This window comes from Enterococcus sp. AZ126 (assembly GCF_051714545.1).
GTDB lineage: Bacteria > Bacillota > Bacilli > Lactobacillales > Enterococcaceae > Enterococcus_L.
On the sequence record NZ_JBIOSB010000001.1, the window covers coordinates 2,234,571 to 2,260,953 of the forward strand.

26 protein-coding genes are annotated in these 26,383 nt (G+C 36.1%); 8 read left to right on the forward strand and 18 right to left on the reverse strand.

Annotation, left to right across the window (positions count from 1 at the left end; translation table 11 throughout):
* Window positions 1-7: 7 nt before the first annotated feature.
* The 8 genes from menC to IGI43_RS10615 all read right to left on the reverse strand — a co-directional run bounded on the left by menC (window position 8) and on the right by IGI43_RS10615 (window position 10,219).
* Window positions 8-1,117, reverse strand: a complete 1,110-nt coding sequence (gene menC / locus IGI43_RS10580; protein ID WP_438757763.1) for an o-succinylbenzoate synthase — start codon at window positions 1,115-1,117, stop codon at window positions 8-10.
* A 103-nt stretch (window positions 1,118-1,220) separates the two neighbouring features.
* Entirely contained in the window at window positions 1,221-2,048 is an 828-nt protein-coding gene (gene menH, locus IGI43_RS10585; RefSeq protein ID WP_438757764.1) for a 2-succinyl-6-hydroxy-2,4-cyclohexadiene-1-carboxylate synthase, read from the reverse strand.
* Window positions 2,045-3,769 (reverse strand): 2-succinyl-5-enolpyruvyl-6-hydroxy-3-cyclohexene-1-carboxylic-acid synthase, encoded by a 1,725-nt coding sequence (gene menD / locus IGI43_RS10590; RefSeq protein WP_438757765.1) that lies wholly within the window; start codon window positions 3,767-3,769, stop codon window positions 2,045-2,047. Before menD ends, menH begins: the two co-directional genes overlap by 4 nt.
* On the reverse strand, window positions 3,753-5,135 hold the full coding sequence (locus tag IGI43_RS10595; RefSeq protein WP_438757766.1) for an isochorismate synthase: 1,383 nt from the start codon (window positions 5,133-5,135) through the stop codon (window positions 3,753-3,755). The genes menD and IGI43_RS10595 overlap by 17 nt, the downstream gene beginning before the upstream one ends.
* Window positions 5,132-6,601, reverse strand: a complete 1,470-nt coding sequence (locus tag IGI43_RS10600; RefSeq protein WP_438757767.1) for an o-succinylbenzoate--CoA ligase — start codon at window positions 6,599-6,601, stop codon at window positions 5,132-5,134. The genes IGI43_RS10595 and IGI43_RS10600 overlap by 4 nt, the downstream gene beginning before the upstream one ends.
* An 18-nt stretch (window positions 6,602-6,619) precedes the next feature.
* Window positions 6,620-7,435 (reverse strand): 1,4-dihydroxy-2-naphthoyl-CoA synthase, encoded by an 816-nt coding sequence (menB, locus tag IGI43_RS10605; RefSeq protein ID WP_438757768.1) that lies wholly within the window; start codon window positions 7,433-7,435, stop codon window positions 6,620-6,622.
* A 637-nt stretch (window positions 7,436-8,072) separates the two neighbouring features.
* Complete coding sequence (locus IGI43_RS10610; protein ID WP_438757769.1) at window positions 8,073-9,590, reverse strand: zinc ABC transporter substrate-binding protein AdcA; 1,518 nt, start codon at window positions 9,588-9,590, stop codon at window positions 8,073-8,075.
* A 245-nt stretch (window positions 9,591-9,835) separates the two neighbouring features.
* Complete coding sequence (locus tag IGI43_RS10615; protein WP_438757770.1) at window positions 9,836-10,219, reverse strand: YccF domain-containing protein; 384 nt, start codon at window positions 10,217-10,219, stop codon at window positions 9,836-9,838.
* A 180-nt stretch (window positions 10,220-10,399) separates the two neighbouring features.
* Between IGI43_RS10615 and IGI43_RS10620 the strand changes: the two genes are divergently transcribed.
* Both IGI43_RS10620 and IGI43_RS10625 read left to right on the forward strand, forming a co-directional pair.
* Entirely contained in the window at window positions 10,400-10,744 is a 345-nt protein-coding gene (locus IGI43_RS10620; RefSeq protein WP_438757771.1) for a hypothetical protein, read from the forward strand.
* A gap of 30 nt (window positions 10,745-10,774) precedes the next feature.
* Complete coding sequence (locus IGI43_RS10625; RefSeq protein ID WP_438757772.1) at window positions 10,775-11,146, forward strand: PaaI family thioesterase; 372 nt, start codon at window positions 10,775-10,777, stop codon at window positions 11,144-11,146.
* A 50-nt stretch (window positions 11,147-11,196) separates the two neighbouring features.
* On the opposite strand, the gene IGI43_RS10630 is transcribed toward IGI43_RS10625, so the two are convergent.
* The 7 genes from IGI43_RS10630 to yaaA form a co-directional block, all read right to left on the reverse strand.
* Window positions 11,197-11,628: a hypothetical protein gene (locus IGI43_RS10630; RefSeq protein WP_438757773.1), complete on the reverse strand. Its 432-nt coding sequence runs from the start codon at window positions 11,626-11,628 to the stop codon at window positions 11,197-11,199.
* 263 nt (window positions 11,629-11,891) lie between these two features.
* Window positions 11,892-12,014, reverse strand: a complete 123-nt coding sequence (locus IGI43_RS10635) for a hypothetical protein (RefSeq protein ID WP_438757775.1) — start codon at window positions 12,012-12,014, stop codon at window positions 11,892-11,894.
* Window positions 11,998-12,165, reverse strand: a complete 168-nt coding sequence (locus tag IGI43_RS10640) for a thiocillin family RiPP (protein ID WP_438758848.1) — start codon at window positions 12,163-12,165, stop codon at window positions 11,998-12,000. The genes IGI43_RS10635 and IGI43_RS10640 overlap by 17 nt, the downstream gene beginning before the upstream one ends.
* A gap of 219 nt (window positions 12,166-12,384) precedes the next feature.
* Window positions 12,385-14,904 (reverse strand): DNA gyrase subunit A, encoded by a 2,520-nt coding sequence (gene gyrA, locus IGI43_RS10645; RefSeq protein ID WP_438757776.1) that lies wholly within the window; start codon window positions 14,902-14,904, stop codon window positions 12,385-12,387.
* A gap of 20 nt (window positions 14,905-14,924) precedes the next feature.
* The gene (gene gyrB / locus IGI43_RS10650; protein ID WP_438757777.1) at window positions 14,925-16,874 is read right to left on the reverse strand and encodes a DNA topoisomerase (ATP-hydrolyzing) subunit B; all 1,950 of its coding nucleotides are present in this window, start codon (window positions 16,872-16,874) and stop codon (window positions 14,925-14,927) included.
* Between the two features lies 1 nt (window position 16,875).
* Complete coding sequence (gene recF, locus IGI43_RS10655; protein ID WP_438757778.1) at window positions 16,876-17,997, reverse strand: DNA replication/repair protein RecF; 1,122 nt, start codon at window positions 17,995-17,997, stop codon at window positions 16,876-16,878.
* Window positions 17,984-18,226 (reverse strand): S4 domain-containing protein YaaA, encoded by a 243-nt coding sequence (gene yaaA / locus IGI43_RS10660; RefSeq protein ID WP_010766628.1) that lies wholly within the window; start codon window positions 18,224-18,226, stop codon window positions 17,984-17,986. The genes recF and yaaA overlap by 14 nt, the downstream gene beginning before the upstream one ends.
* Before the next feature lie 344 nt (window positions 18,227-18,570).
* Here yaaA and IGI43_RS10665 point away from each other — a divergent pair, with 344 nt between their 5' ends.
* Window positions 18,571-18,879: a PadR family transcriptional regulator gene (locus IGI43_RS10665; RefSeq protein ID WP_438757779.1), complete on the forward strand. Its 309-nt coding sequence runs from the start codon at window positions 18,571-18,573 to the stop codon at window positions 18,877-18,879.
* A 9-nt stretch (window positions 18,880-18,888) separates the two neighbouring features.
* On the forward strand, window positions 18,889-19,491 hold the full coding sequence (locus IGI43_RS10670) for a DUF2812 domain-containing protein (protein WP_438757780.1): 603 nt from the start codon (window positions 18,889-18,891) through the stop codon (window positions 19,489-19,491).
* Between the two features lie 107 nt (window positions 19,492-19,598).
* On the opposite strand, the gene dnaN is transcribed toward IGI43_RS10670, so the two are convergent.
* Both dnaN and dnaA read right to left on the reverse strand, forming a co-directional pair.
* Window positions 19,599-20,729 (reverse strand): DNA polymerase III subunit beta, encoded by a 1,131-nt coding sequence (dnaN, locus tag IGI43_RS10675; RefSeq protein ID WP_438757781.1) that lies wholly within the window; start codon window positions 20,727-20,729, stop codon window positions 19,599-19,601.
* Window positions 20,730-20,929: 200 nt separating this feature from the next.
* Entirely contained in the window at window positions 20,930-22,273 is a 1,344-nt protein-coding gene (gene dnaA, locus IGI43_RS10680) for a chromosomal replication initiator protein DnaA (protein ID WP_438757782.1), read from the reverse strand.
* A gap of 817 nt (window positions 22,274-23,090) precedes the next feature.
* Between dnaA and rpmH the strand changes: the two genes are divergently transcribed.
* The 4 genes from rpmH (at window position 23,091) to jag (ending at window position 25,607) form a co-directional block, all read left to right on the forward strand.
* Window positions 23,091-23,225, forward strand: a complete 135-nt coding sequence (gene rpmH / locus IGI43_RS10685) for a 50S ribosomal protein L34 (protein ID WP_010762140.1) — start codon at window positions 23,091-23,093, stop codon at window positions 23,223-23,225.
* A 408-nt stretch (window positions 23,226-23,633) separates the two neighbouring features.
* The gene (gene rnpA, locus IGI43_RS10690) at window positions 23,634-23,972 is read left to right on the forward strand and encodes a ribonuclease P protein component (protein ID WP_438757783.1); all 339 of its coding nucleotides are present in this window, start codon (window positions 23,634-23,636) and stop codon (window positions 23,970-23,972) included.
* Between the two features lie 15 nt (window positions 23,973-23,987).
* Window positions 23,988-24,815 (forward strand): YidC/Oxa1 family membrane protein insertase, encoded by an 828-nt coding sequence (locus tag IGI43_RS10695; RefSeq protein WP_438757784.1) that lies wholly within the window; start codon window positions 23,988-23,990, stop codon window positions 24,813-24,815.
* A gap of 15 nt (window positions 24,816-24,830) precedes the next feature.
* Entirely contained in the window at window positions 24,831-25,607 is a 777-nt protein-coding gene (jag, locus tag IGI43_RS10700) for an RNA-binding cell elongation regulator Jag/EloR (protein ID WP_438757785.1), read from the forward strand.
* 219 nt (window positions 25,608-25,826) lie between these two features.
* Here the strand turns inward: jag and IGI43_RS10705 are convergent, their stop codons facing one another.
* A complete protein-coding gene (locus IGI43_RS10705) occupies window positions 25,827-26,168 on the reverse strand; it encodes a hypothetical protein (RefSeq protein WP_438757786.1) in 342 nt (113 codons plus the stop codon).
* Window positions 26,169-26,383: the final 215 nt, after the last annotated feature.

Here is a 26,383-nt window from a genome sequence, read left to right on the forward strand (position 1 = left end):
ATTCTTTTTATTTAATAAATAGTGTGTCATAAAGACCATATTTTAATAACGTTTCTTGAGATAAAGAAACACCGATCCCAAAGCCATTGGGTACACTGATTTTACCTTTTTGAATTTCAATAGGATCCGTCAAGATATCTTCATAATAATAACGATCAGAAGCTGAAATATCTCCAGGAAATTTGAAGACTTTTTGAGAAGCAAACTGCAGATTCAAAGCCCGTCCTACACCAGATTCAAACATTCCACCAAGCCAAACAAGCAAGTCTCTTTCTTTACAGAAATCCACTATTTTCATTGCTTCTGTAATTCCACCCACTCTAGGAATCTTTAAATTGATACTTCTGCAACTCCCCAAAGAAAATGCTAACTCACAATCTTTAAGCGTTCGAATATTTTCATCTAAACAAATATCTGTTTGCATTTCTTTTTGTAATTGCGCATGATCCAGAAAATCATTCGCAGCAAAAGGTTGTTCGATCATTGCTAAATCATAGCGATCTAATTGTTTTAAGTAGGATATATCTTTAATCGTATATGCTGAATTGGCATCGACCATCAGCAGAATATCTGGGAATTTATTACGAATCGCGTCAATTGGTTTCAAATCGTAGCCTGGGCGAATTTTTAATTTGATTCTTTGGTAACCTTGAACTACATATTCATTAATTTGATCTATTAGTTTAGCTAAATCAGTCTGAATACCAACACTGACGCCAACTGGAATTTTAGTTCTAGTTTCATTAAAATAAGTTTTTAGACTGGTGCCATTACGTTTGGCATATAAGTCCCAAATTGCTGTCTCAAGACTGGATTTAGCCATTTGATTGCCTTTTACTTCGTTGAAAAGCAGGGATACTTCTTTAGGATGGTGGATATCTGCATCTTTTATTAAAGGAATCAAATGGTTTTCTATGATAATTCGGGCTGTAGCGATTGTTTCCTCTATGTAATCGGGCTGCTCAAAAGGCACTAGTTCCCCTATCCCTTGATTACCTAATTCATCTGTTACTAACAAAATATCAAAGGCTTTCTCTGTTAGGCGACCATAACTTGTTTCAAAAGGAATCCTTAAAGGCAGCCGAACACGGTAACGATCGATGCGGTGAATTTTCAATGTGGTGTCCTCCTTTTAAAAGCGAATCTAGATACTATTTTAAACAAAATAATTCACGTAATTCTTTAGAAAATTAGCATCAAAATTCTTGTTCTTCGATAATTTATCTATTTGGGTAGCTAAATAAAAATGTATGAACAAGATTCGAAAATATTTCTGGTTTTTCCAAATGAACACAATGCCCTGTATCGCATACAATTTTAATAGATACATCTGGTTTATTAGTTTTTATTTTTTTTGCAATTTTTTGAAATTTAAAGTCGAGTTCTCCCACTATCAAAAGTATAGGAACTTCTATATCGGACAACGCTTGCCAAAAACTAGGCTGAACGCCTGTCCCCATAAACCATAAACTACAAGCAAGGCCAAAAGAGCTTTGGGATAACCGTTCATTACGAAGCGTTTCTTTGATTTTAGTTGGTAATCTTTTTTGGCTATCAAAAAGAGACAAGTTCTCCCACTTATCAACAAAGGCTTCAAGCGTATGGCTCATGATAAAACCAGCTAAATGCTCATCAGAATTTTTCCGTCTCATTCGCTCTGCCTTACTCTCTAAGCCAGGCGAACCACTCTCTAAGATTAAATACTGCACTTTCTTAGGAAATAGACAGGCGAAAGCTAAAGCTGCTCTAGCACCCATTGAATAGCCTAGTAAAGAAAAATCAACTATCCCCAATCGTTCGGTCAACAATGCTATATCCTGACATAAACACTCTATCTGATAACGATATGGATGGACATAACAATCCGTTTTACCATGGCCAAGTAAATCGATTGCTAAAATATTGATATCATTTTCTTTTTGAAAAACTGGTGCAAAAGTCTGACTAGTACCAGTAAATCCATGAAAACAAACCAACGTCTGACGATTTGGTTCATAGTCCGAAAGCCATTCATAATAATAATTTACACCGTTTATGTTTGAATTCATTTATTTTTTCCTAACTTTTCTTTTAAACCAGCCATTAGTCGTTCATACAATAAAACATTTTCCTGACGATCACCGACTACTTCAATTATTTGAAATTTTGGTTTCCTTTGTGTCGCTTCCAGCAATAATCCTAATTGTTCTAAACTTTCAGCTTTTACGTATTCTGCCTCGTATAATTGAGCAACCAAAGAAAAATCTAAATCGATTGGTGTACCAAAAAGAGGTTCGAAATCCTCTACCTCCAATTGACGTTGTGAGAGAAAAGAAAAAATACCGCCACCATTATTGTTTAGTAAAACAATCGTCAAGGGTAAGTTATATCGTTTGGCCAACAATAAGCCATTCATATCATGGTACATAGCCAAATCACCGATCAACAATATATTTTGACAAGCTGGATGAGTCGCACACATTCCTAATGCTGTTGAAACAATACCATCAATTCCGTTAATACCACGATTGCCGAATAACTGATAGTGATTATTTTCAGGTGTTGAAAATCGGTCTAAAAAACGAATCGCATTACTGTTCGAGACAAATAATTGGCCATTTTTTGTCATTTTTTTATGAACAAGAATGCTTGCGGACGTTTCACATAGTGTATTCATTTCGCTAAGTTTCATTAAATGTTGGTCCGTTGTTTCTTGCCAGTCCATCCACTGACTACACCACAAGTCTGAGGTTTGTACTGTAGCTCTCTTTATGATTGCCTTAGCAAAAGTTTGTTCTTCTGCCTGAATAGCTACTTGCGTTTGTTTTAATTGATCTTGCCATTCACCCGTTTCATCAACGAAATAAATCTTTGTCATTTCATTAAGCGAGTGTAGCCAGAACATCGTATTTTTTGAAATTGGCAACATTCCAAACCGTACCACGACTTCAGGGTATTGGATCATTTCGACTTCTTGGATAAACAAGTCAGCATAACTCATGATCAAAGGACTATTTTTACTGCACGAAGTAATATTTGCTAATGGATCACTAAGGACCGGCCAATTTAGTGTTTCTGCCAATTCAATAAATACTTCAGCTTCTTCTGGCGTATGGCTTCCACCAACAATTAAAACGCCTTTTTTTCCTTGCCATGCATCGACGAACTTGATTAATTGTTCTTCTGATAATTGCTGTTTACCTGAGATAATTTCTGTTGTTTTTTCAGTAGTCAATGATCGGTTTAAATCAGGCAATAATGGTTCACGTAATGGAAAATTCAAGTGAACAGGACCTTTCGGTGTTTGACAAGCAGTATCCGTTGCACGCATTCCTTGCCAATAGGCATAGTCTAACATCATCTTCGTTCCTTCTGGAATTGCCATCTCTATGAATTCTTTTACATGGTTTTGGAATAAATGTAATTGATCCATTGCTTGAGGTGCACCTACTTGCCGCAATTCAGGTGGTCGATCCGTTGTTAAAATGATCAATGGAATGTAACTCGCTTTGGCTTCGCAAATCGCTGGATAATAATTTGCGGCGGCAGTTCCTGATGTGCACAACAATACAACTGGTTTAAGACTGGCTTTACTTAATCCTAGGGCAAAAAAAGCTGCCGAACGTTCATCTACTTCAATAAATGTATCGATTTTTTCTTGTCGATGCAATAATAATGCTAGTGGCGTAGAACGAGAACCAGGGCTTATCACAGCTTGTTCGACTCCACTGCTGATCATTCCTTCAACAAAGGTTTGTAAATAATTAGTCATTTCACTTTGATTTGTCATGAGCATCCCCGCCTATTCCTCTTAACATCGGTTGAAATTTTATTTTTGTCTCGATTCTTTCTTGTTCTGCTTGAGAATCTTTAACGATCCCACATCCTGCATATAAATAGCCTAAATTTCCAGAAAGTACAGCTGACCGAATTCCTACTGCAAATTCGCCAATATCTTCTTTAATAGCGATCCAGCCAATAGGAGCGCCGTACAAACCTCGATCTAACTTTTCATGCTCTCTAAGCCAGTTCAATGCTAAATCTTTTGGTTCTCCGCCTAATGCTGGCGTTGGATGAAGTTGCTGAATTCCTTTTAAAAAACGATATTCTTTTTGTCGTCGTCCTTCTATAGGTAGATGTAAATGTTGAATATCGCGATTTTTTAATAGTTTGGGGGTTTGAGCTTGTATAGATGTTCCTGTCATCTTTTCTAATTCTTTGATGATTCTGTCTACAACAATTTTATGCTCTTGCTTGTTTTTCATATCATTCAATAAATAATTACCAAGCTCATCATCCTCAATTTCAGTTGTTCCACGTGAAACAGAACCTGCAATACTTGCTGTTGAAAAAGTCTCTGTAGAAGCTTTCAATAAACGCTCCGGTGTAGCCCCGATAAAGATATGTTCATGAGACTCTAACACGAAAAAGTACGTATTTGTTTGTTGTTGTTGAAGATTTTTTAAAATAGTGTCAGCGTTAAATAGATGTTCACTTCTCACTTCCATTCGTCTTGCTAAAACAACTTTTTCTAATGGTCCTGCTTCTCTTAGTTTTGCTACAGTTTCTTCAACTACCATCATCCATTCTGAAACAGCGATTTCTTCCGCTTTGATCTGTGCAATGTCTTTCTTTTCTATCACTTGAGTATTTATCACTTCTACGAATCGTGCTGTAAGTTTTTGCCACTTGGACTGTAAAATTTCTTTATTTTCTGCACTGAAATTGATCGTAAGGTATTGTTTGCCATCGGTTTCTGTAAGCAAAAAGGTCGGCAAATGAAACAAACCTTGTTCCATAGCGCCCCAGTCATTTTGTTTCGTTTGTTTGCTATCAAAAGCAAATCCACCAAATAAAATTGCACCTGTTCCTGGAATCGATTGGTTTTGATAAATTTTTTCTTTTTCCTCTATTATAAATTCATCCACCTGCTCAAACGAAGCCCGTTCATAGGCTAATTCTGCTTCTTTACCGAAACCTACTAAAGTAAAATCATTTTCAGGTGTTTGCCAATAAAAGCGCTCACTGCTGTATTTTTTTTGCCCCTTCTCAAATAAAGTACGCAAAGAATCTAGATTTTCATTTATTTCTTTAACCCAGCTAAATTGACGATAGCCGTTTTCGTAAGCTTGCTCTAATTTTTTAGGAATGCTCATTTGCTTAAAAAAGCCTCCCTTTCTATTGATGTTAAGCGGTGTTTCGCTAATTTTCCATTAGCTGTTTTGGGTAGAGAGTGGCATAAATAAATCCGTTTAGGTAATTTGTATCTTGCTAAATATTTTTTTGCAAATTTATTTATGTTTTCTACCGTGATCTTCGTTTCTCCAACGATATATGCTACTGGAACAGCGCCCCATTTTTCATCAGACTCACCAACGACTGCAACTTCTTTTACACCGGGAAACTCTTGGAGTACGTGCTCGATTTCTGTAGGATAGATATTTTCGCCACCTGATATGATCAACTCACTTAAACGGCTGACTAAATACAGATATCCGTCTTCGTCCAGATATCCCATATCACCCGTTTTAAACCAACCATCTGTCGTCCATTTCACCGCTCGCCATCGCTCGCCGTTCAAATATTGGCGAATGACATTTTTGCCTTTTAACAGAATTTCTCCAACTTCATTTGGCAGTCGATTTTTCTCTTCCTCATCCACGATTTTAAGTGTCATTCCCAGCAATGGTCTACCCGCCGAACCCATTTTTTTCGCAGCATCCTCAAAGCTTAATGCCACGACTTGAGAACAGGTTTCAGTCATTCCATACGATTGAATCACAGGAATACCATAACTTTCGCATTTTTCCAACGCTTTAGGAGAAATTGGTCCACCACCAAGCAACATCGCTTTAAACTTTTCACTGTAGCCTTTATTAGGATAGTTCTCCAGTAATTCTTGCAGCATGATCGACACGACAGAAATCACCGTTCCTCGATTTTCAGCTAGATCATTTGTCACTATTTCTGCATCAAATTTATTGTATAGACGTAAACTACATCCCAATGCTAATTGACGAATAATGATCGATAAACCACTAATATGAAATAATGGTACCGGACAAAGCCAGCAATCTTCCTCTGTGATAGCCATATTTTCTTGTGTTGCCAATGCACTAGCCAAATGATTACTGAAACACTGTACAACGCCTTTAGGGTTTCCTGTTGTACCTGATGTGTACATGATGGAAGCTGTGGCATCTAGTTGGTATCCAGACAGGTGTTCAAATGAGCTTGATCCTGTTATATTCGGCTGTGTCATTTCGATCAGCGTTATCTGATTCAATTCAGAAAGACGCGATATATTTTCAGTAGAAACTACTACCATATTTACCTTAGCATCTGTCAATTGATAGTGAAGTTCTTGCAAGCTCAAATGCGTATTTAATAAAACTAACTCTTTTCCTAATTCCCACAAAGCTAGAATTGAAAAATACATTTCTTTTGAATTGCGGCTGAATAGACCGACTCGTTTTTCTTTACTTGGAATCTCTATAGAAAATAAGGATGTCCATCGTTTGATTTCTTGTGCTACTTCAGCAAACGACCAAACTTCATCCTCCCAGTAAAAGGCAGGATGATCGGGCTGTTCATTCACTTGTTTTTGTAGCCAACTACTCATGTTCTTCACCCTTTTATTTTATGGAAATTTAGGAAATTGATCAAAATCAGGATCACGTTTTTCTTTAAATGAATCGCGTCCTTCTTTAGCTTCATCCATTGTGTAATATAGTAATGTTGCATCCCCTGCTAATTGCTGAATTCCAGCCAGTCCATCTGTGTCAGCATTTAAAGACGCTTTGATCATACGCAATGCAAGTGGGCTTTTCTTCAACATCTCTTCAGCCCATTCCATTGTCACATCTTCTACTTTGTCTAAAGGGACAACCGTATTGATCCAGCCCATGTCCAGTGCTTCTTCCGCTGAATACTGTTTACATAAGAACCACACTTCTTTGGCTTTTTTATGACCGACCACACGTGCTAAATAACCAGATCCATAGCCACCATCAAAACTACCAACATTCGGTCCAGTTTGACCAAATTTAGCATTGTCCGCTGCAATTGTTAAGTCACACACAAGTTGAAGTACATTGCCGCCACCGATCGAATATCCTTTGACCATTGCAATAACAGGTTTTGGAATCACACGAATCAAACGTTGTAAATCTAATACATTTAAACGAGGAACACTATCTTCCCCAACATAACCACCATGTCCGCGGACTTTTTGATCTCCGCCAGAACAAAATGCTTTGTCTCCTGCACCTGTTAAAATAATTACGCCAACATCTTGTTTATCACGACTAATGTTGAATGCATCGATCATTTCCATGACTGTTTTTGGTGTAAAGGCATTATGCACCTGCGGGCGATTAATCGTGATTTTTGCCACTTTACCTTCTTGTTCAAATAAAATTTCTTCGTATTCTTTGATCGTTGTCCAGTTTCTCATGAGGAAACCTCCTTATAATTTTAAAAGCTGAGCAGGCTCGTCTAACCTCGACAGAAAAATAGGAAATGATGACTGAGGAGCTTTTTGCCTCATTCTTCATTTTTCTTTTTACCGAGAGGTTAGCCTGCAAAGCTAGATAATTTTAAAAGCTGAGCAGGCTCGTTCAACCTCGACAGGAAAATAGGAAATGATGACTGAGGAGCTTTTTGCCTCATTCTTCATTTTTCTTTTTACCGAGAGGGGGCCTGTTAAAGTTAAATTAGTTTTCAATGTTTCTATTATACACAAATATACTGATTTTAGAATGATAGACGTTTTAGAGTGTGGTGAAAGATTATGCGAAAAAAATCTAGAAAATATAGCCGCAATTCATTTTTCTTACTTACCTATTTAGCATGTAGTACAACTAGCAACACTTTTTTTCTTTTGATCATCTGCTGACTACATTTGTACAATATCCAAACTGCAGTGTTTGATTCTCTCCCTAAAGATTCAAACGTAATTTTGCTGTACGTTTAAAATCCTATCATTGTAAGACTTTACATCTAAATTTTATTAGACATATATGCATAAACCCATCAAAAATCTCAACTAGCAGACTTTTGATGGGTTTTATATTTAATCATTTACATTGTTATCAATGTGCTAACATCTCTTGTGCAATATCAAATCCAGTCATCTCAACAGGATAGTAAGTTGGCCAATTATCCATTTCATCCAATAATTTTTGTTGACTTTCATTACCAAAATAGATATGGAAGTGTGCTGTTTTTGAAGGTGCGATTCCATGATCTGAAAATTGAACATACTTATATGGCGTGTCTTCTGTTGCTTCAAATAAATAGCGAACCCCACGATTTCCTGCTTTGTAGGTTAGAATTTCTTTTCCTGCGTATTTATATTTCGACGTGTACTTTTTATCACCTACTATAAAAGTCATAGCATCACTGCTAATGTCGATTCGATCCACGTCCGTTTGATACCCTTTTTGATAATAGTCTTTGTATTCTTCAGCAGTCATTTTTTTCGTTAATTTCTCTTTGTAATCAAATACTTGGTCAAACGTGCCGTCTTCTAAATAAGGAAATACCGATTGCCACTCACCTGAATAATCAGAAAGGTCACGATCTTTAATATCCTTATCATCAAAATAGCCATTTGAGATAGTCTTATTTACTACTGGCTCAGCTACTTCTTTTTTAGGTGTAACCTCGGTTGATTTTTCTAATGCTTCTAAATTTTCTTTCATCACACTGATATACGTTTTACCTGCTTTCATGTCTTCTTTAGTAAGACCTTCTAACGGATTTAAAACAAGTAATTCTACGCCTGTTTCGTTTGCCAAGGTTTTCGCTACTCGATCATTTGCATTTTCTTCAAAATAAATATAGTTGATTCCTGTTTCTTCAACCAATTTTTTCAGTTCCGCAATTCGAGAAGGCTTTGGTTCTTGATCTGGAGAAATCCCCGCAATCGGCACTTGTTTTAGATTGTAATCTAGAGCTAGATAAGAAAAAGCTGTGTGTTGGGTAATAAAATTCTTTTGTTTGGCATTCATTAACGTTGTTTCATATAGTTCGTGAAGCTCTGTTAATTGTTCAATATAATCCGCCGCATTTTTAGTAAATGTTGTTTTTTGCTCTGGAAAATTCTCAATCAATCCATCTCTGATTATTTCAACTTCTTTGATTGCTCGAAAAGGGCTTAACCATAAATGGGGATCATAGTCATGAGAATGCCCATCATGATTTTCCTCTGCAGAATGGTCATGATCTTCACTCCCAGGTAAAAGAACCAGTCCGTCACTTGCTTTGATACTCGTGATATTCTTTAGTGATTTTTCCATTTTAGGAACCCAGGTTTCCATATATTCACTATTATAAACAAAGGCATCCGCATCTTGTAATTTGGCAATTTCCTTTGCTGAAGGTTCATAATCATGTGCTTCAGTTCCAGCTGGCACCATCAAGGTAACCTCACCAACGTCACCAACAATATTTCTTGTAAATTCATACATTGGATAAAAAGAAGTGACAATCGTTAGCTGTTTTTTATCTTCATTCGTTTTTGTTTCAGTTTTTGGCTTAGTACAAGCCGTTAAAATAGCTGTTAGTAAAAATAAACCCGTAATCATTAGTATAATCTTTTTCTTCATCCCTAATCTCCTCAATCGCTATAGTTATGTGCTCATTATCAGTATGAAAAATGCATTCTTTTCCATCGTTTATTTGTTTATCTGAATACTCCTTTCCGATTCATGGTAAACAAAACGTAATGATTACGTTTTAACCACATGAGAATATACCAATTTTTTTTATCGTTGTCAAGAGACGAATAAAAGACCAAGAAAAAAACAATTACGTTTTTCTTGGTCTTTCTATTTTTCTAATTTTTTTACTATTATTCCATATAAACACTATTCGATGGCACCACTTGCGCTCCAAACGGCATCAACGCCAACTTAGCCAACTTAAATGACTGCATCCCAAATGGAATTCCAATAATCGTCACACACAGAATAATTCCGCTAAAACAATGTCCAATTGCTAGCCAAAAACCACTGAAAACAAGCCAAAGAATATTCACTAAAAATGAAGTTGTACTTGTACTATAAACAACTCTTTTACCGAACGGCCAAAAACTCAATCCTGCAAGTTTGAAACATTGCAAACCAATCGGAATCCCAACAATCGTGATACACCAAAGAACTCCAGCCAAAAGCCAAGCCAAACCACCAACGAAACCACCAAAAATAAACCAAATAATATTTCCTAGACAACCCATCTTTGAACCCTCTACTTTCTTCCTGATCATATGAAAATAAATTATACTACAAAAGTAGAAAACAAACTATTTCTCATACTATAAATTTACTAAATCATATAGATTTCCTTGTGCATCTTTTAAAACTTAGTTACTATAATTATCTAAAGTCTTATTATGAATAGTAAAGGAGATTATTTTATGAGTACCGCAATTGTAGTCTATCAAAGTACACCTATGCTTGGGAAAAGTATCCTTCCAAATGGAAACATTCTAGGTATGTTTAATCAAAACAAGCTAATAACAAAACTAAATCAAGCACTGGAAAAAAGAAATAGTCACTGGCTTGCTGTTTTAGATGATTCAATAGCGGACATTGACGTTATTGCTCAAGAGGCGGATGCTATTATTTGTGTCCCTGGGTTGCAAAAACAGTTTGATATAAAAAATTTTCCCAAAGAAAAAGTATTCTACTTTGATTCTTTAAGCTATCATGAACTGAAACTGGATAATGTAATCAATTTTCTTGAGACGATTCAACAATGATTTTTCAGTAACATGAAAGGATTGATTTTCATGCATTTATTAGATTATTTAAAAATCGAAACAACAGAACTATCTAAAGAAAAAGTTATTTTAACGATGAAAGTGGAAGATTTCCACAAACAACCTTATGGTATTTTACACGGAGGAATGAATGGTATTTTGATTGAGACCGCCTGCAGTTTAGGTGCTAATGAGCAACTTGCTAAGGATTCTTATGCTGTTGGAGTAGATCTTCAAATCAATCATCTGAAAAGCGTTGCTGGCGGAATAGTGACGGTTATAGCGACTGCCGATCGTGTAGGGCAAGCAATCCAAGTTTGGGAAGGCCGTATAATTAATAATACTGGTGAACTCACAGCTGTTGGCCGTTGTACGTTAATGAATCAAACCATAAAAAAATAAAGAAAAACGCACGAGCTTAGTTTTCTGTTCGTGCGTTTTCAGTGTTCTATCTAGAGTATTTCACCTGTAATAACTTTTAAATTCATCAATAAAGAAGATATTACATCTAACTGTCTTTGATCCACCTCTGAGTATTTCTGATTCATTATTTTTTCTCTTTCCTTTTTGACAAGCAAATACATTAAATTCAATTCTTCTGCTGTTAATTTCGATAAATAAACATGATTGGGTTCAGAATATGCAGATGCTTCTATTTCAAATGTTTCTGGATTTCTTTTCAGGCTTGTTCTGATTTGAAAACCATTTGAAAAAGTAATCATCTCGACATAAAGATATTCTGAAAAAGTAATCGGTCTACGTTCATAAACAGTTGTTTTTCCACCGAATATTTCCAGTATATTTTCAATAAAGTTGGATAATGCCGTTCCAATATTTAATTGTTTTGAAAAAGTTTTAGATAGTAACAATTTCTCTTGTGTCATCATTTTTACCTCTCACTTCTTATTACTCTTATTATAATCATACTTTTTTCCAAAACAAAGCAAAATGATATTATAATTTTTTTGAATTTAAAATCAATAAAAAAAAACATCTCAGCATTTTGCCGAAATGTTCTTTTTAATTTATTGAGGACTCACGACTGCATCTATTTTTTTGCTGAATTGAACAGTCTAGTTTATGCATCTGATAAGCTCAAACCACTTTATCTGGATTTATTACTTTCATTGAGCTAACCTCTCCACACTTAGTACAAAAATCTTACTTCTAGAGCAGACCCATGTAATGAACTCTTTTTTTTCTTTATCTGCATAAATTGTACACCTTTTTCAAATGTATCATTGCCGCAGTTTTTACATTTTTCTGTCATTGTTATATCCTCCTTTATACAATGTTGACGCTGAACCAAAACATGATACAGAGCCCCATGTACCAGCAATTTCATTCATTTTCATTTGTTCTTCAATTAGAATTGATTTCGAAGTAGATAACGAATATTTATAAAATTTATATTGTCTTATTTATAACACATAAAAATAGTTAATAGCTATACAAATGTGAAAAATATTTTTTTATTTGATTTATTCAGAAGGGTAATTAGGTCTATAAATAACCACATAGTATCCAAATGTTAGCTTTGCTAAAAAAGTGGCTTGACTATTCAATAAGGTTCCACTATCTTCTTATTATTAAAAAACCCTCGATTCAGTCCATTGTTAGACTGAATCGAGGGTTTACTCTTATTCTTCTGTTGTTGGGTCAGTTTCAGTTATTTCCGTTTCAATAACTGTTTCTTCTACACTTTCAACTTCTTCAACAATTTCATCTGGTTCTGGCTCTACAACGGCCATCGTCACAACTTTCGCATCCTCTTCCATTCTCATTAAACGAACACCTAATGTCGCGCGCCCTGTTTGAGAAACGGAATCGACATTGAAACGAATAATGACCCCTTTATTGGTGATCACTAGAATATCTTCATCCCCACGAACAGTCGTAAGTCCTGCTAATGGACCATTTTTTGCTGTAATATTCGCAGTCTTGATTCCTTTACCGCCACGGCCCTTCACAGGGTACTCAGAAGCTTTTGTACGCTTCCCGTAACCATTTTCCGTCAACACTAGAACTTCCGTGTCAGCGTCCAGTAAAGAGGCTCCTACGACGTAATCTTCTTCTCGTAGACGAATACCGCGCACACCTGATGCTGTACGGCCCATATCACGGACTGCCGTTTCAGCAAATGTCACAGAATAACCATTGTGCGTTCCAATGATCATGTTTTGTTCGCCATTGGTCAAGACAACATTGACTAGCTCATCTTCTTCTTTTAGACCGATTGCGATCAAACCATTACTTCTAATGTTAGAGAATGCTTTGACAGCTGTACGTTTAACGGTACCTTTACGAGTCGTAAAGAATAGATAATGTCCTTCTTCAGCTTGACCTTCAACAGCAATGATTGCCTGGATCTTCTCACTAGAGTCGATACCCAGCATGTTGATTACAGGAATTCCTTTAGCTGTTCTGCCATATTCGGGAATTTCATATCCTTTGGCACGATAGACTTTTCCGTTATTCGTAAAGAATAATAGCGTATCATGGGTTGAACAAGAAACTAGATTTTTCACGAAGTCATCATCATGAACACCCATTCCTTGCACACCACGGCCACCTCGGCGCTGTGCTCTAAATTCACTGTTGGCTAAACGTTTGATATAGCCATTATTTGTTAGTGTAATAACAACTTCAGCTTCTTCGATCAAGTCTTCATCTTCTAAACTTAGGACTTCACCCACTAATAATTCTGTGCGGCGAGCATCGCCATATTTATCATGAATCTCACCTAACTCTGTTTTGATGATCTCAACGACACGTTCTGGTCGAGCTAAAATATCATTCAAATCAGCAATGAATTTCAATAATTCTTGGTACTCATTTTCGATCTTATCGCGTTCCAAACCTGTTAAACGGCGTAAACGCATATCCAAAATCGCTTGTGCTTGACGATCTGAAAATTCAAAACGTTCGATCAAAGAAGCTTTTGCTTCATCATCTGCTTTTGAATTTCGAATAATTGCGATGATCTCATCAATGTGATCTAGAGCAATTCGCAAACCTTCTAAGATATGTGCACGTGATTCAGCCTTTTTCTTATCAAATTCTGTACGACGTGTAATAACTTCTTTTTGATGCTCGATATAATTTTCAAGAATTTCTTTCAAGCTTAAAATCTTAGGAATCCCTTTTTCGATTGCCAACATATTAAAACCAAAAGAGGTTTGCAATGCCGTCATTTTATAAAGGTTATTCAAAATAACAGAGGCACTGACATCGCGGCGAACATCGATGACGATACGCATACCTTCACGAGAAGATTCATCACGTAAATCAGTGATTCCTTCGATTCTTTTTTCGCGATGCAATTCTGAAATTCGTTCGATCAAGCGCGCTTTATTAACCATATAAGGCAACTCAGATACTAAGATACGTTCTTTACCATTTGGCATATCAACGATTTCAACTTTCGCACGAATCGTAATGGATCCTCTACCTGTTTCATAGGCACGGCGAATACCTGATTTCCCCATAACTAAACCACCAGTTGGAAAGTCTGGTCCAGGCAATACTTCCATCAATTCATTAGTCGTTGCATCGGGATTTTCCATCAATAAGCTTGCAGCTTCAATTACTTCCGCTAAATTGTGTGGTGGAATATTTGTTGCCATCCCAACAGCGATCCCTGTTGTTCCATTCACTAAAAGGTTAGGAAAACGTGCAGGAAGTACATCTGGTTCTTGTTCTGAGTCATCATAGTTTCCATGGAAATCGACTGTATTTTTATTGATATCACGAAGCATTTCAAGAGCAATCTTACTCATTCTAGCTTCGGTATAACGCATGGCAGCAGCGCCATCACCATCGACAGAACCAAAGTTTCCGTGCCCATCGACTAACATACTACGGTAACTAAAGGGTTGAGCCATCCGCACCATTGCTTCATAAATGGAGGAATCTCCATGTGGATGGTACTTACCCATAACATCCCCAACGATACGAGCTGATTTTTTATGTGGTTTATCAGGTGTTACACCTAACTCATTCATCCCATATAAAATACGACGGTGAACTGGCTTTAACCCATCACGAACATCTGGCAACGCACGCGCTACAATAACGCTCATCGCATAATCAATGAAGGATTCTTTCATTTCACTGGTCAGATTGACGTCTTGAATGTTCTCTTTCATTTCTTCACTCATGAACTTTTCTCCTTCTTATGTTAAATATCTAGATTTTTTACGTAATGGGCATTCTCTTCAATAAATGCTCGGCGTGGTTCAACACGGTCTCCCATCAACATTTCAAAAATTTGATCGGCTTCGATCGCATCATCGACACTGACACGTGACATTAAACGTTTTTCAGGATCCATTGTTGTTTCCCATAATTGATGATCATCCATTTCCCCAAGACCTTTATAGCGCTGAACGCTTGGTTTCGGACTAGCTGGTAATGACGCTAGGACTTGCGCTAGTTCTTCCTCAGCATTTTTACCTGGTTGAACGTACGTAATATTTTTCCCTTGTTTGACCCCATATAAAGGTGGTTGAGCGATATATACGTAACCTGCCTCAACAACTGGGCGCATGAAACGATAAAACAACGTCAGCAACAGCGTACGAATATGTGCGCCATCGACATCGGCATCGGTCATGATCACTAGTTTGTGGTAACGAGCTTTAGCTACATCGAAATCAGCCCCGAATCCTGTGCCCATCGCTGTAAATAGTGAACGGATTTCTTCATTTGCCAAAATTTTGTCCATGCTGGCTTTTTCAACATTCAAAATTTTCCCACGAATCGGTAAAATCGCTTGGAATTCACGACTACGGCCTTGTTTTGCTGAACCGCCGGCTGAATCTCCTTCGACGATGAAGATTTCGCATTTTTCAGGATCTTTACTTGAACAATCGGCTAATTTACCAGGTAAATTACTGATTTCAAGTGCTCCTTTACGACGAGTCACTTCACGCGCTCTTTTAGCAGCCATACGGGCTTTTGAAGCAAGTAGGCCTTTTTCGACGATTTGTTTCCCTACAGTTGGGTTTTCCATCAAAAATTTATTGAAATACTCAGAGAATAGACGGTCTGTAACAGTCCGAACTTCTGAATTTCCTAATTTCGTTTTAGTTTGTCCTTCAAATTGTGGCTCTGGATGTTTGATAGAGATGACCGCAGTTAAGCCTTCACGAACATCTTCTCCTGTTAGGTTTTCGTCATTTTCTTTCATGATCTTTTGTTTACGGGCATAATCATTGATCACACGCGTTAATGACGTTTTAAAACCTGATTCATGGGTTCCGCCCTCATACGTATGAATATTATTGGCGAAACTTAATAGATTAGTGTGATAGCCATCTGTATATTGCATAGATACTTCCACAATGATCTCTTGTTGTTCCCCTTCAATAAAAATTGGTTCAGGGAATAACACATCCTTATTCGCATTCAAATGTTCAACGTAACTCTTGATCCCACCTTCGTAGTGATACTCTTTCAAGACAGGTTTTTCTTCACGTTTATCTTCAATAGAAATTTTTAACCCTTTATTCAAAAAAGCTAATTCTCTAACACGTGTTGCTAATTTATCAAAGTTAAATACAGTTGTTTCTGTAAAAATTTCTGGATCTGGAACAAAGTGAACAGCCGTTCCATGACGGTCAGTGTCACCAATCACTTTTAAATCATCTCTAACAGCGCCTTGGTGAAACTCTTGATAATAAATTTTGCCTTCTTTATAGACTTTTACATCCAATGTCGTTGATAAAGCATTAACAACAGAGGAACCTACCCCGTGAAGCCCGCCGGAAACTTTGTATCCGCCGCCGCCAAACTTTCCTCCGGCATGGAGAACGGTAAAGACTGTTTCTACTGCTGGACGTCCAGTTTTAGCTTGAATACCAACTGGGATTCCGCGTCCGTCATCAATAACAGTGATACTGTTATCTTCTTCAATAGTCACTTGAATCGTTGAAGCAAATCCTGCCAAAGCCTCATCGATCGAATTATCCACGATCTCCCAAACTAAGTGATGCAATCCTTCTGAACTTGTTGATCCTATGTACATACCAGGACGTTTACGAACTGCTTCAAGACCTTCTAATACCTGAATCTGACTGGCATCATATTCTTGTGCACGTTCTTTCATATTTTTTTCTTCTTCTGTCATATTATGCTTCCCTCTCTATTTCTCCCTGATGAACATAAAATATATCGGGTTCAACAGTTAATTTATTGTTTAAATGATCCAAACTTGTCGTTGTTAAAAAAGTCTGAACTTTTCCTTCAATCGTTTCTAACAAGTGCAATTGTCGTTCATTATCTAACTCACTCATGACATCATCCAATAACAACACAGGATATTCTCCTGTTTCTGAGTACATTAAATCTATTTCCGCAAGCTTTACACTGAGTGCCGTGGTTCTTTGTTGACCTTGTGAGCCATATGTTTGGACGTTTTGCCCGTTGACATTAAAAATCAAATCATCTCGATGAGGACCTAAAAAGGTATTTGCTTTGAACAACTCTCGTTTTCGGTTGTCAAGTAGGCTCTGCAGCAATTGCTTTTGGATCTCTTCTAGTGAAAAATGCTCTTTATCTAATGGGATACTTGAAAAATACTCGATCGCTAGTTCTTCTTTTTCATGGCTGATTTTCTTATGAAGTAAATTCGCCCAGTGCTCTAATTTTTTGATAAATTCTAGACGAGCAAATAAGACTTTACCGCCAAATTCTGCCAATTGTTCAGTCAAAATATCTAAATAGATATGATCGGACTGTTTTTTTTCAGCCAACTGTTTTAAATATTGATTGCGTTGTTTTAAAACAGATTGGTATTGAACCAAATCATACAAATAAATTGGATTGACTTGGCCTAATTCCATGTCGATAAATTTACGACGTAATTGCGGTGACCCTTTGACCAAAGATAGATCTTCTGGTGCAAATAATATGACGTTCAGCTGACCGATATATGAACTCAAACGCTTTTGTTCAATATGATTCACTTTTGTCTTACGGCCTTTATTAGAAATAATGATTTCAAGTGGTATCGTGCCTGTCTTCTTTTCGATGACACCACTAATTTTTGCCGAATCAGAATCCCAATGGACCAATTCTTTTTCATTGCTGGTTCTGTGACTGCGGGTCATCGCTAAAACATAAATACTTTCTAAAAGATTCGTCTTGCCTTGCGCGTTTTCTCCTAGAAAAATATTTAAAGTTTTAGGAAAATCTAAGGTCAGCCCATCATAATTACGATAATGCTGTACCTCGATTTCATTCAGTCTCATCGACTACCTCGCCTTTTTTGACCATAAAAAAAGTACCTTCTTCAGGTATCTCGAGCATCATACCAGCATATAATTTTCTGCCGCGGCGATTCTCTAATTCCCCATCTACGAAAACACTATTTTCAGCTAAATACCATTTGGCAGCACCGCCACTGCTGATAACGTCGACTTCTTTTAAGACTTGACCTAGTGTCATGTAATCAGTTTCTAAAACAATCGTCTTTTTCAAAATGCATCCCTCTTTTTTGTTTTCACTTTCACTCTAATATTATACTCTTTTTTACATCAAAAAACAAATTTATCCGTCTAATTTTCTTTCTAAGCAATTTTGAAGGCAATCGACAAAAAATATTCTAACGATTAAAAAAGGCTTAAAATGCATTTTAAGAAGAAATTTACAAGTTTTGCCTCTTGAAAATCTTTTCAGTATTTTTCATTTTACTGAACTGATAAATCGAAAGAGCTAAAAAAACTTCTTTTTTCTTTACACTAGTTGACTTATACAGTTTGACGATATAGTATAAAACTGTACAGTTAAACTGTATAAATTAACGATATAAGGTGTAGGATAAAATGAATATTAATAAGTTTTTACCTCTAACAGAAACAACTTTTTATATTATGATGTCGCTAATAGAGCCTTCTCACGGATACGCCATCATGCAAAAAGTAGAGGGCATCAGCAATGGTCGTGTACGTATTGCGGCCGGTACAATGTATGGCGCAACAGAAAATCTTTTAAAACAAAAGCTCATTTGTGAGGTTCCAGGAGAAGATAAACGTCGGCGTGTCTATCAATTAACAACGACTGGTAAAAACGTTTTAATGCTTGAAGTTGAACGATTAAAAGAATTAGTGACACTTGCTGATCATTTATTATAGGAGGGACATATGAAAAAAGTCAGGATGTTTGTTGATCTAAAAAAAGAAGAGCAGTATTTAAAAAAGATGGCCGAACAAGGTTGGGGCTTAGTCAAATATAGTTCATGGAATGTCTATACGTTTGAAAAAATAACGCCGAAAACATTAAATTACAGGATTGATTATCAGATATTCAAAAAGAAAGCTGATTATATTGCTTATCTGACTTTATTTGAAGATAGTGGTTGGCAGCATATCAGTGGGACAAAAAGTAGTGGATTTCAATTTTTTGCACCACTGAACAGTAAAAATCAAGATTTAGATATATTTTCAGATGCTTCTTCAAGCAATGAACGCTATAAGCGTTTATATGATCAAGCTATTATGTGGGCGGCATTAATGATTCTTTATTTCATGATCTTGCAACCTTCTTTTAAAAATATCTCTTCCTGGTACTTAACACCAAGTATTTGGGCATACACTGGTCCGCAGTTGTTTGGAATGATTATTATGCAAACCTTCTTTTTGATCATCCAGATAATGCCGATGATGTTTTTTATGTTTGTCGCTGTCTATTTTACAATTATGGGGATCAAAACAAAAAAACTTATCAAGAAGTATGAGACTGGATAAGTAATTCAGTTTTAGTCGCAGTACAATAAATACAAAAAAGAATGTGTGAAAAACCAATTCAGGTTTTTCATACATTCTTTTTTAACTACTCACTACTTCTTGATTTTTTAATTCGTACGAACTGGTGTAATCAACTGAATGAAGTCTAAATCCGTTTCTGTCGGTTCTAATGTAAATGGACGAATCGCAGAAATAAATTTAACTGTAATACTCATGTCCCCAAATGCTCGTAATGCATCTTTCATGTAATCCGGATTGAACGAAATTTCCAATGGATCGCCGGTTACTTTTTCATAATTTAGTGGTTCTTCCACTTTACCGATTTCTGGAGAGTTTCCATAAAGAACAACAGAATCAGAAGCAATTGCTAAACGAACGATATTATTGCGGCCTTCATGTGACAATAACGAAGCACGATCGATAGCCGATAATAATTCTGGTACATAAAAATCAATTTCAGTATTAAAGCTTGTTGGAATCAAACGATTCGTATCAGGATAATTTCCTTCTAACAAACGAGAATAGAAATACATATTTTGTGTTTTAAACAATACTTGGTTTTCCATAATGCTGATCTCGACCATTTCTTCTTCATTTGTAAATGAACGAGAAAGCTCAGTCAAACTTTTTCCTGGAATGACAATATTGAAATTTTCAGCAGCTTGTTCGATTGGAATGATTCGTTGGCTCAAACGATGTGAATCTGTCGCAACAGCCAATAATTTTTGATCTTCCAAAATAAAATGAACCCCAGTTAAAATAGGACGACTTTCATGAAGAGAAACAGCAAATCCTGTTTCATTGATAATTTTTGTCAATAGGTGAACTGGTAGCTGAATTTGATTCTTAGCATCAATAACGGGTAGGTGTGGATAATTATCTGCATCCAGTCCGTTGACCGTAAAGTCGGCTTTTCCTGAAGTGATCGCAACTTGATTATTTTCTAACACTTCTAATGTGAACATATCTTCTGGCAATTTACGAATGATTTCACCAAAGAAACGTGCTTGTAAAACAATACTACCCGTTGAATCAATGGTCATTTGAGCTTTTTCGTCTTCTTTACTTAAAAAACTTTCAATAGAAATATCCGCGTTACTACCTGTTAAAGATAAGCCTTCATCCGTTAAAACGATTTTTACACCTGTTAAAATTGGAATAGTCGTTTTGGAAGAAATAGCTCGTTGAACGGTTTGTAATTCTTGTAAAAATATATTTCTTTTCACAGTTAATTTCATAATAGTTGAACTCCTTTTTTAATTGATATTGAACGTAGAAATCTTGCTAAGATCGTTTTGTATTTATATATAAATAAATAATAAAAGTAGTAGGTCTTGTTAATTCTGTGGAAAAGTCAGGAAACGAAATAGCAGATAAGTTTTCCACCTGTGTATAACTTGTGGAAAACTTTTTACTTTTACGTTTTTTTATCCACAGGCTATGAATTAAGCAAGTTTTTGATTTCGCCAACTTCTTTTTGAATTGTTGGATCTTTTTCCATTAATTGTTGAATTTTTTCATGAGCATGGATGACTGTCGTGTGATCTTTTCCGCCGAATTCGGCACCGATTTTTGGTAGAGAATTTTCCGTCATCTCTCTAGAAAGATACATTGAAATTTGTCTAGGAACAACGATCGACTTCACACGTTTCTTGCCTTTTAGATCTTTTAATTGGATATGGTAATACTTTGCCACTTCTTCTTGGATTTGTAAAATCGACAGATGATTTTGACTGCCGACAGATTTTAAAGATTTCAACGCATCAGCTGCTAGACTAGTAGTAATATCTTCCCCATTGATAGTGGCAAATGCTTGAACTCTGACTAAGGCACCCTCTAATTCACGAATATTGGAATCAATTTGACCTGCGATGTAGCTGAGCGTGTCATCAGGAATTTCTAGCCGTTCTGCATCGGCTTTTTTTCGTAAAATAGCAATTCGCGTCTCTAAATCTGGTGGCGTAATATCGACAGAGAGACCCCAAGCAAAACGTGAAACCAAGCGCTCAGGTAGTTTTGGGATATCATTTGGCGGTCGATCACTTGTCAACACGATTTGTTTGTTTTCATTATACAAATCATTAAAGGTATGGAAAAATTCTTCTAATGTTGCTTCTTTCTCCGCCAAAAATTGAATATCATCAACTAAAAGTAAATCGACATTGCGGTATTCTTTTCTAAATTGTTCTGAATTTTTCGTTTGGATCGAATTAATGAATTCATTTGTAAATGTTTCACTGCTGACATATTTTACTTTTGCGTCGGGTCGGTTTTGTAGCATTTGATGGCCGATAGCATGCATCAAATGAGTTTTTCCTAGACCAACACCACCATAAAAGAAGAGTGGATTGTAAATTGAACCAGGATCTTCTGCTACAACTAAAGCTGCAGCATGAGCCATTTGGTTTCCTTTTCCGATAACGAATGTGTCAAAAGAATACTTTGGATTCAATAAAGCTTTTTTCCCATGCTCGGCAATTTTTTCCTGCGTCACAGGGGCTTTTTTTTCTTCTTGAACCGGCATCATCTCTTTCTCACCAGTTACAACAAAATGAGGCATCACTTCAGCACCTGTCAATTTAAAGCCAGTCTCGACAATTTTTGCGGCTAAATTCTTTTCCCAATAGTCTTTATGCACTGCGGATGGAACCTCTAACCATAGTTGGTTATTCTCCAACTTTAGCGGTTGCGTTGTTTTTATCCAAGCATCAAAACTTGGTGCAGACAAAACAGATTGGTAAGTATCTTCTAGATCGTTCCAGAAACTTTCCATATCGGGCATATGGTGACCTCCTTAATTTAAAAGCGGAACAAGCCATTTAGCTCTAATAGAAAAATAGAAGATTATGAATAAGATGCTTTTTATCTTATTCATAATTTTTCTTTTTTCCAAAGAGCTAGCTTGTACAGCTAGATAGAATAAAAGCGTAGTGGGCTTGTTTAGCCCAGAAAGCTAGATAATATACGGTAATAACGTTCTTCGTTTCACCTTGAACTTTGAACCACTAGCCTGTGCTTCAAAGTAGATGCATAGTGGACTCGTTCAGTTCTGCTAGGAAAATGATCGTTGTAGCAATTTTTGTCACAAATAGAGTATAACTTTTTCTATATAAAAACCTGAACAAATATAAATAGATAAGCAAATAGAATTTTAGCATTTTTTTAGAACTTTTTCCACAGGCAAATTGTGAATTGTGGAAAAAAGATGCACAGAGGGTTATAAACTTATCCACATACAAAGATAAAACAGTGGATTTCTTTTTGTTATTTTATTTATCCACAGGATCTTCTGTAAAACAAACGCTGATAATTATGGATTTTTAAGGAGTTATGCACAAGCTGAAAACAAAATGTGCATAACTTTTTAACATCCTGTTTTTTTGTGCAAAAGTGTGGAGAAAACTAAAAATTAAATGTGGCAACAGAAAAAGCTATCCACAGCTTATTCACGAATGTTTCTCTTTTGTGGATAACTTATTTACATAAGAAGAAAATTTATTCCAGAAAATTTATTGACAAATCGACCCAATACTAGTTATACTATCAAAGTATGTCTATGTATTGATGGATAGTTACAATTTCAGGAGGTGGAACAAGAGATGAAAAGAACGTATCAACCAAACAAACGCAAACGTCAAAAAGTTCACGGTTTCCGTAAACGCATGAGCACAAAAAATGGTCGCAACGTATTAGCGAGCAGACGTCGTAAAGGCAGAAAAGTTATTTCAGCATAATCTATGTTGACTTTAAATAACGAATCAAGTTTAAACTAAGAACCCTTTATTATCTTCACAATGTATGTGTGGAAATAATAAAGGGTTCTTTTGTTGTGAATCACCAAACGCTTAACAAAAAAATAGCAACAATGAAAGTCGCAATATATAAGAGACTAAAAAACGATCAGGTTATAAATTACGTCCATTGTATTTCAACCTCACCAATTTCTAAAAGCTAACTAACCTCCAAAAAATCTTTCAATCCTATAAAATAAAGTGAAAAAAAACTAAAAAAATGATAAGATATTAAATTAGAGTCATTATCACCAAAATCTCTGGAGATTTTCCATCAAATTTGGAAAAAAAGGGCTGAAATATGCTATTATTGTAGAGTGAGTAAAAAATGAAAGAAACAAAGGGATGCAGATGAAGAAATCCTATAGAGTAAAAAAAGAAAAAGAATTCCAAGCAGTGTTTCAGCATAAACAATCCTGTGCCAACCGAAGATTTGTTGTTTATGTACTTGAAAAACCAGAACAAAAACATTTCCGAGTCGGAATTTCTGTAGGGAAAAAAATTGGAAATGCGGTCGTTAGAAATGCTGTTAAGCGTAAAATCCGTACGTCGATCTACCAATTAAAAGAATCAATCGATCCAACTTGTGATTTTATTATCATCGCAAGACCTGGTGTCGACAAGTTGACATCAGAAGAAATTCACAGCAACCTGACGCATGTTTTAAAACTTGCAAAAATTTTGAAATAAGAGAGGAACAGTTTTGTGAAGAAGTATAAACGCCTATTATTGATGGCAGGTCTAGTAACACTTGTTTTTGTGTTGTCTGCCTGTGGAACAGCCCCGATTAACGAGAGCAGTACAGGAATTTGGGACCGCTATATTGTCTATTATTTCGCGGAAGCGATCAAATTCTTATCCATTTCAGCAAATACTGGTATTGGGATCATCCTATTTACTTTAGTGATTCGAATCATTTTATTACCTTTGATGCATTTTCAAACGAAAAGCATGCGTAAGACGCAAGAATTGCAACCTAAACTAAAAGCATTACAAAAACAATATTCATCAAAAGATCCAGAAACACAACGTTTGTTCCGTGAAGAACAACAAAAATTATATGCTGAAAATAATGTAAATCCGTATGCCGGATGTTTACCATTATTGATTCAAATGCCAATCATGATGGCACTATATCAGTCGATTTCCCGTGTACCAGAATTAAAACAGGGAAGCTTTATGTGGTTGAACTTAGGCAAACCCGATCCATATCTGATTTTACCGATTTTAGCGGCGATCTTTACATTTGCCAGCACTTATTTAACGAGTATGAGTCAAATAGAATCGAATGCGTCATTGAAAATCATGAACTTCGCAATGCCAGTTATGATCTTTGTAATGGGGATGAACTTAGCCAGCGGATTATCACTTTACTGGGTAGTCTCGAATGCTTTCCAAGTAGGGCAAACGCTCTTACTCAATAATCCATTTAAAATCCGCAGAGAGCGTGCAGAAGCAGAACAACAAGTGAAAGAACGCGAACGAGCATTAAAGAAAGCAATGAATCCTAAGAAAAAAAATAAGAAAAAATAAAAGGAGGTTTTCCAGATGCCGGTATATGAGGGAAACACAATTGAAGACGCAACAACTAAAGGCTTAGACGCACTGAATTTGTCAAAAGAAGAAGCGGAGATCAGCGTGATTACAGATGCTAAGAAAGGTTTCTTGGGTTTTGGTAAAAAACTTGCTCAAGTATCGATCGAACCTACTGTCAGTGAACAAATCACAGAAGCAGTTGCTGAGACAGTCGAAGAGATCATTGTGACAGATGAGGAAGTAAAAGTAGAAACAGCAGTTGAAGAACTGCTAGCTGCTAAAACGTCAGATTCTGATCCCTCTAAACCAAAAGTCTTGGAAAATCTAGAAGATGAAGAAACAATCGCTGAATTGGATACGTATTTAACAAGCATTTCAAAAGAATTGAATGCGCCAGCTTCAGTCCGATTAGAACGTAAAGATGGTTTGTTGGTTTTTCATTTAGATACGGACAAACAAGGCATTTTGATTGGGAAACACGGAAAAGTTTTAAATGCATTGCAATACTTAGCGCAAGTGTTCGTTCATCGAGTTGCACTGAACAAATTATCTGTTGTGGTAAATGTTGGTGATTATCGTGAAAAACGTCAAGCAATCTTGCAACGTTTAGCAGAAAGAACAGCAGAAAAAGTCAAACAAACTGGCCGACCTGTTTTTCTAGAACCAATGCCAGCATTTGAGCGAAAACAAATTCATTTTACCTTGAGTAAAGATGATCATATCAAAACGCATTCTGAAGGCGATGAACCTTATCGCTATTTGGTTGTTGAACCTGTGAAAAAGTACTAGCAGACAATAAAAGACCCTTTAAAAAGTAATTTTTTTAAAGGGTCTTTTATTGTTTAAATTGAACAATTACGTGAAAAAAATGCATTGACAAATACAGTTAAACAAAGTATATTTTAAACGAAATCATTCTTATCAACGTATAAAATACGATGATAAAGTAGTTGGAGCATTCGTGCTTCTTCCAGCCTGGTTCTTTTCGAATCAGGTTTTTTTATTCATTTAACCTATCGTTGTTTGAGTAAACTGGACCACGGTGCCATAAGCAAAGATTTCCACGACCCATTTCCCTTGATATTCCACATATTTCTCTTCAAAATGACAATTGATCACAGCATCTGCTTCATATTCAAATGCAATCAATTTAAGTTGACGGTAAACGCCGCTGAAAACATCATTTGGATTGATTTCTGGTGAAAATAAGTCTGTTTCAATTCGATCAGTCGCAAAAATAATATCCCGAACGATATATTTTTTATTCACATTTCCTGTAGACAATGTGATTCCGCTTAAACGATTTTCTAATTCTTGTTCGTTAAATTCAGCTTTTTTTGTTCGTCTCATTGTAGAAACCTCCTCGCCTTATTAAGTTTATTTTAAAGATAAACAAGAAGAAATGCAACGTTAAAGAACGTTTCCAGCAAATAAATAATGTTGCGAAAAAAAAGAAAATATGCTATTCTATGTCATGAAATTAATAGGAATTGATGCAGTGAAAGTGCTAGATCCAACCTGAAAAAACAGGGGTGGAGTGGGCGCTTTTTTTGTAGCCAAAAATA

Excerpts from the sequence above, each read along its gene's own strand:
- IGI43_RS10630 (WP_438757773.1), bottom strand. The coding sequence starts at position 11,628 with ATGACACAAGAGAAATTGTTACTATCTAAAACTTTTTCAAAACAATTA.
- gyrA (WP_438757776.1), bottom strand. The coding sequence starts at position 14,904 with ATGAGTGAAGAAATGAAAGAGAACATTCAAGACGTCAATCTGACCAGT.
- jag (WP_438757785.1), top strand. The coding sequence starts at position 24,831 with ATGCCGGTATATGAGGGAAACACAATTGAAGACGCAACAACTAAAGGC.
- IGI43_RS10600 (WP_438757767.1), bottom strand. The coding sequence starts at position 6,601 with ATGAGTAGTTGGCTACAAAAACAAGTGAATGAACAGCCCGATCATCCT.
- dnaN (WP_438757781.1), bottom strand. The coding sequence starts at position 20,729 with ATGAAATTAACTGTGAAAAGAAATATATTTTTACAAGAATTACAAACC.
- IGI43_RS10610 (WP_438757769.1), bottom strand. The coding sequence starts at position 9,590 with ATGAAGAAAAAGATTATACTAATGATTACGGGTTTATTTTTACTAACA.
- IGI43_RS10625 (WP_438757772.1), top strand. The coding sequence starts at position 10,775 with ATGCATTTATTAGATTATTTAAAAATCGAAACAACAGAACTATCTAAA.
- rpmH (WP_010762140.1), top strand. The coding sequence starts at position 23,091 with ATGAAAAGAACGTATCAACCAAACAAACGCAAACGTCAAAAAGTTCAC.
- menH (WP_438757764.1), bottom strand. The coding sequence starts at position 2,048 with ATGAATTCAAACATAAACGGTGTAAATTATTATTATGAATGGCTTTCG.
- IGI43_RS10620 (WP_438757771.1), top strand. The coding sequence starts at position 10,400 with ATGAGTACCGCAATTGTAGTCTATCAAAGTACACCTATGCTTGGGAAA.
- rnpA (WP_438757783.1), top strand. The coding sequence starts at position 23,634 with ATGAAGAAATCCTATAGAGTAAAAAAAGAAAAAGAATTCCAAGCAGTG.
- IGI43_RS10595 (WP_438757766.1), bottom strand. The coding sequence starts at position 5,135 with ATGAGCATTCCTAAAAAATTAGAGCAAGCTTACGAAAACGGCTATCGT.
- IGI43_RS10615 (WP_438757770.1), bottom strand. The coding sequence starts at position 10,219 with ATGGGTTGTCTAGGAAATATTATTTGGTTTATTTTTGGTGGTTTCGTT.
- IGI43_RS10670 (WP_438757780.1), top strand. The coding sequence starts at position 18,889 with ATGAAAAAAGTCAGGATGTTTGTTGATCTAAAAAAAGAAGAGCAGTAT.
- IGI43_RS10665 (WP_438757779.1), top strand. The coding sequence starts at position 18,571 with ATGAATATTAATAAGTTTTTACCTCTAACAGAAACAACTTTTTATATT.
- recF (WP_438757778.1), bottom strand. The coding sequence starts at position 17,997 with ATGAGACTGAATGAAATCGAGGTACAGCATTATCGTAATTATGATGGG.
- menB (WP_438757768.1), bottom strand. The coding sequence starts at position 7,435 with ATGAGAAACTGGACAACGATCAAAGAATACGAAGAAATTTTATTTGAA.
- gyrB (WP_438757777.1), bottom strand. The coding sequence starts at position 16,874 with ATGACAGAAGAAGAAAAAAATATGAAAGAACGTGCACAAGAATATGAT.
- menD (WP_438757765.1), bottom strand. The coding sequence starts at position 3,769 with ATGACAAATCAAAGTGAAATGACTAATTATTTACAAACCTTTGTTGAA.
- IGI43_RS10635 (WP_438757775.1), bottom strand. The coding sequence starts at position 12,014 with ATGACAGAAAAATGTAAAAACTGCGGCAATGATACATTTGAAAAAGGT.
- IGI43_RS10705 (WP_438757786.1), bottom strand. The coding sequence starts at position 26,168 with ATGAGACGAACAAAAAAAGCTGAATTTAACGAACAAGAATTAGAAAAT.
- dnaA (WP_438757782.1), bottom strand. The coding sequence starts at position 22,273 with ATGCCCGATATGGAAAGTTTCTGGAACGATCTAGAAGATACTTACCAA.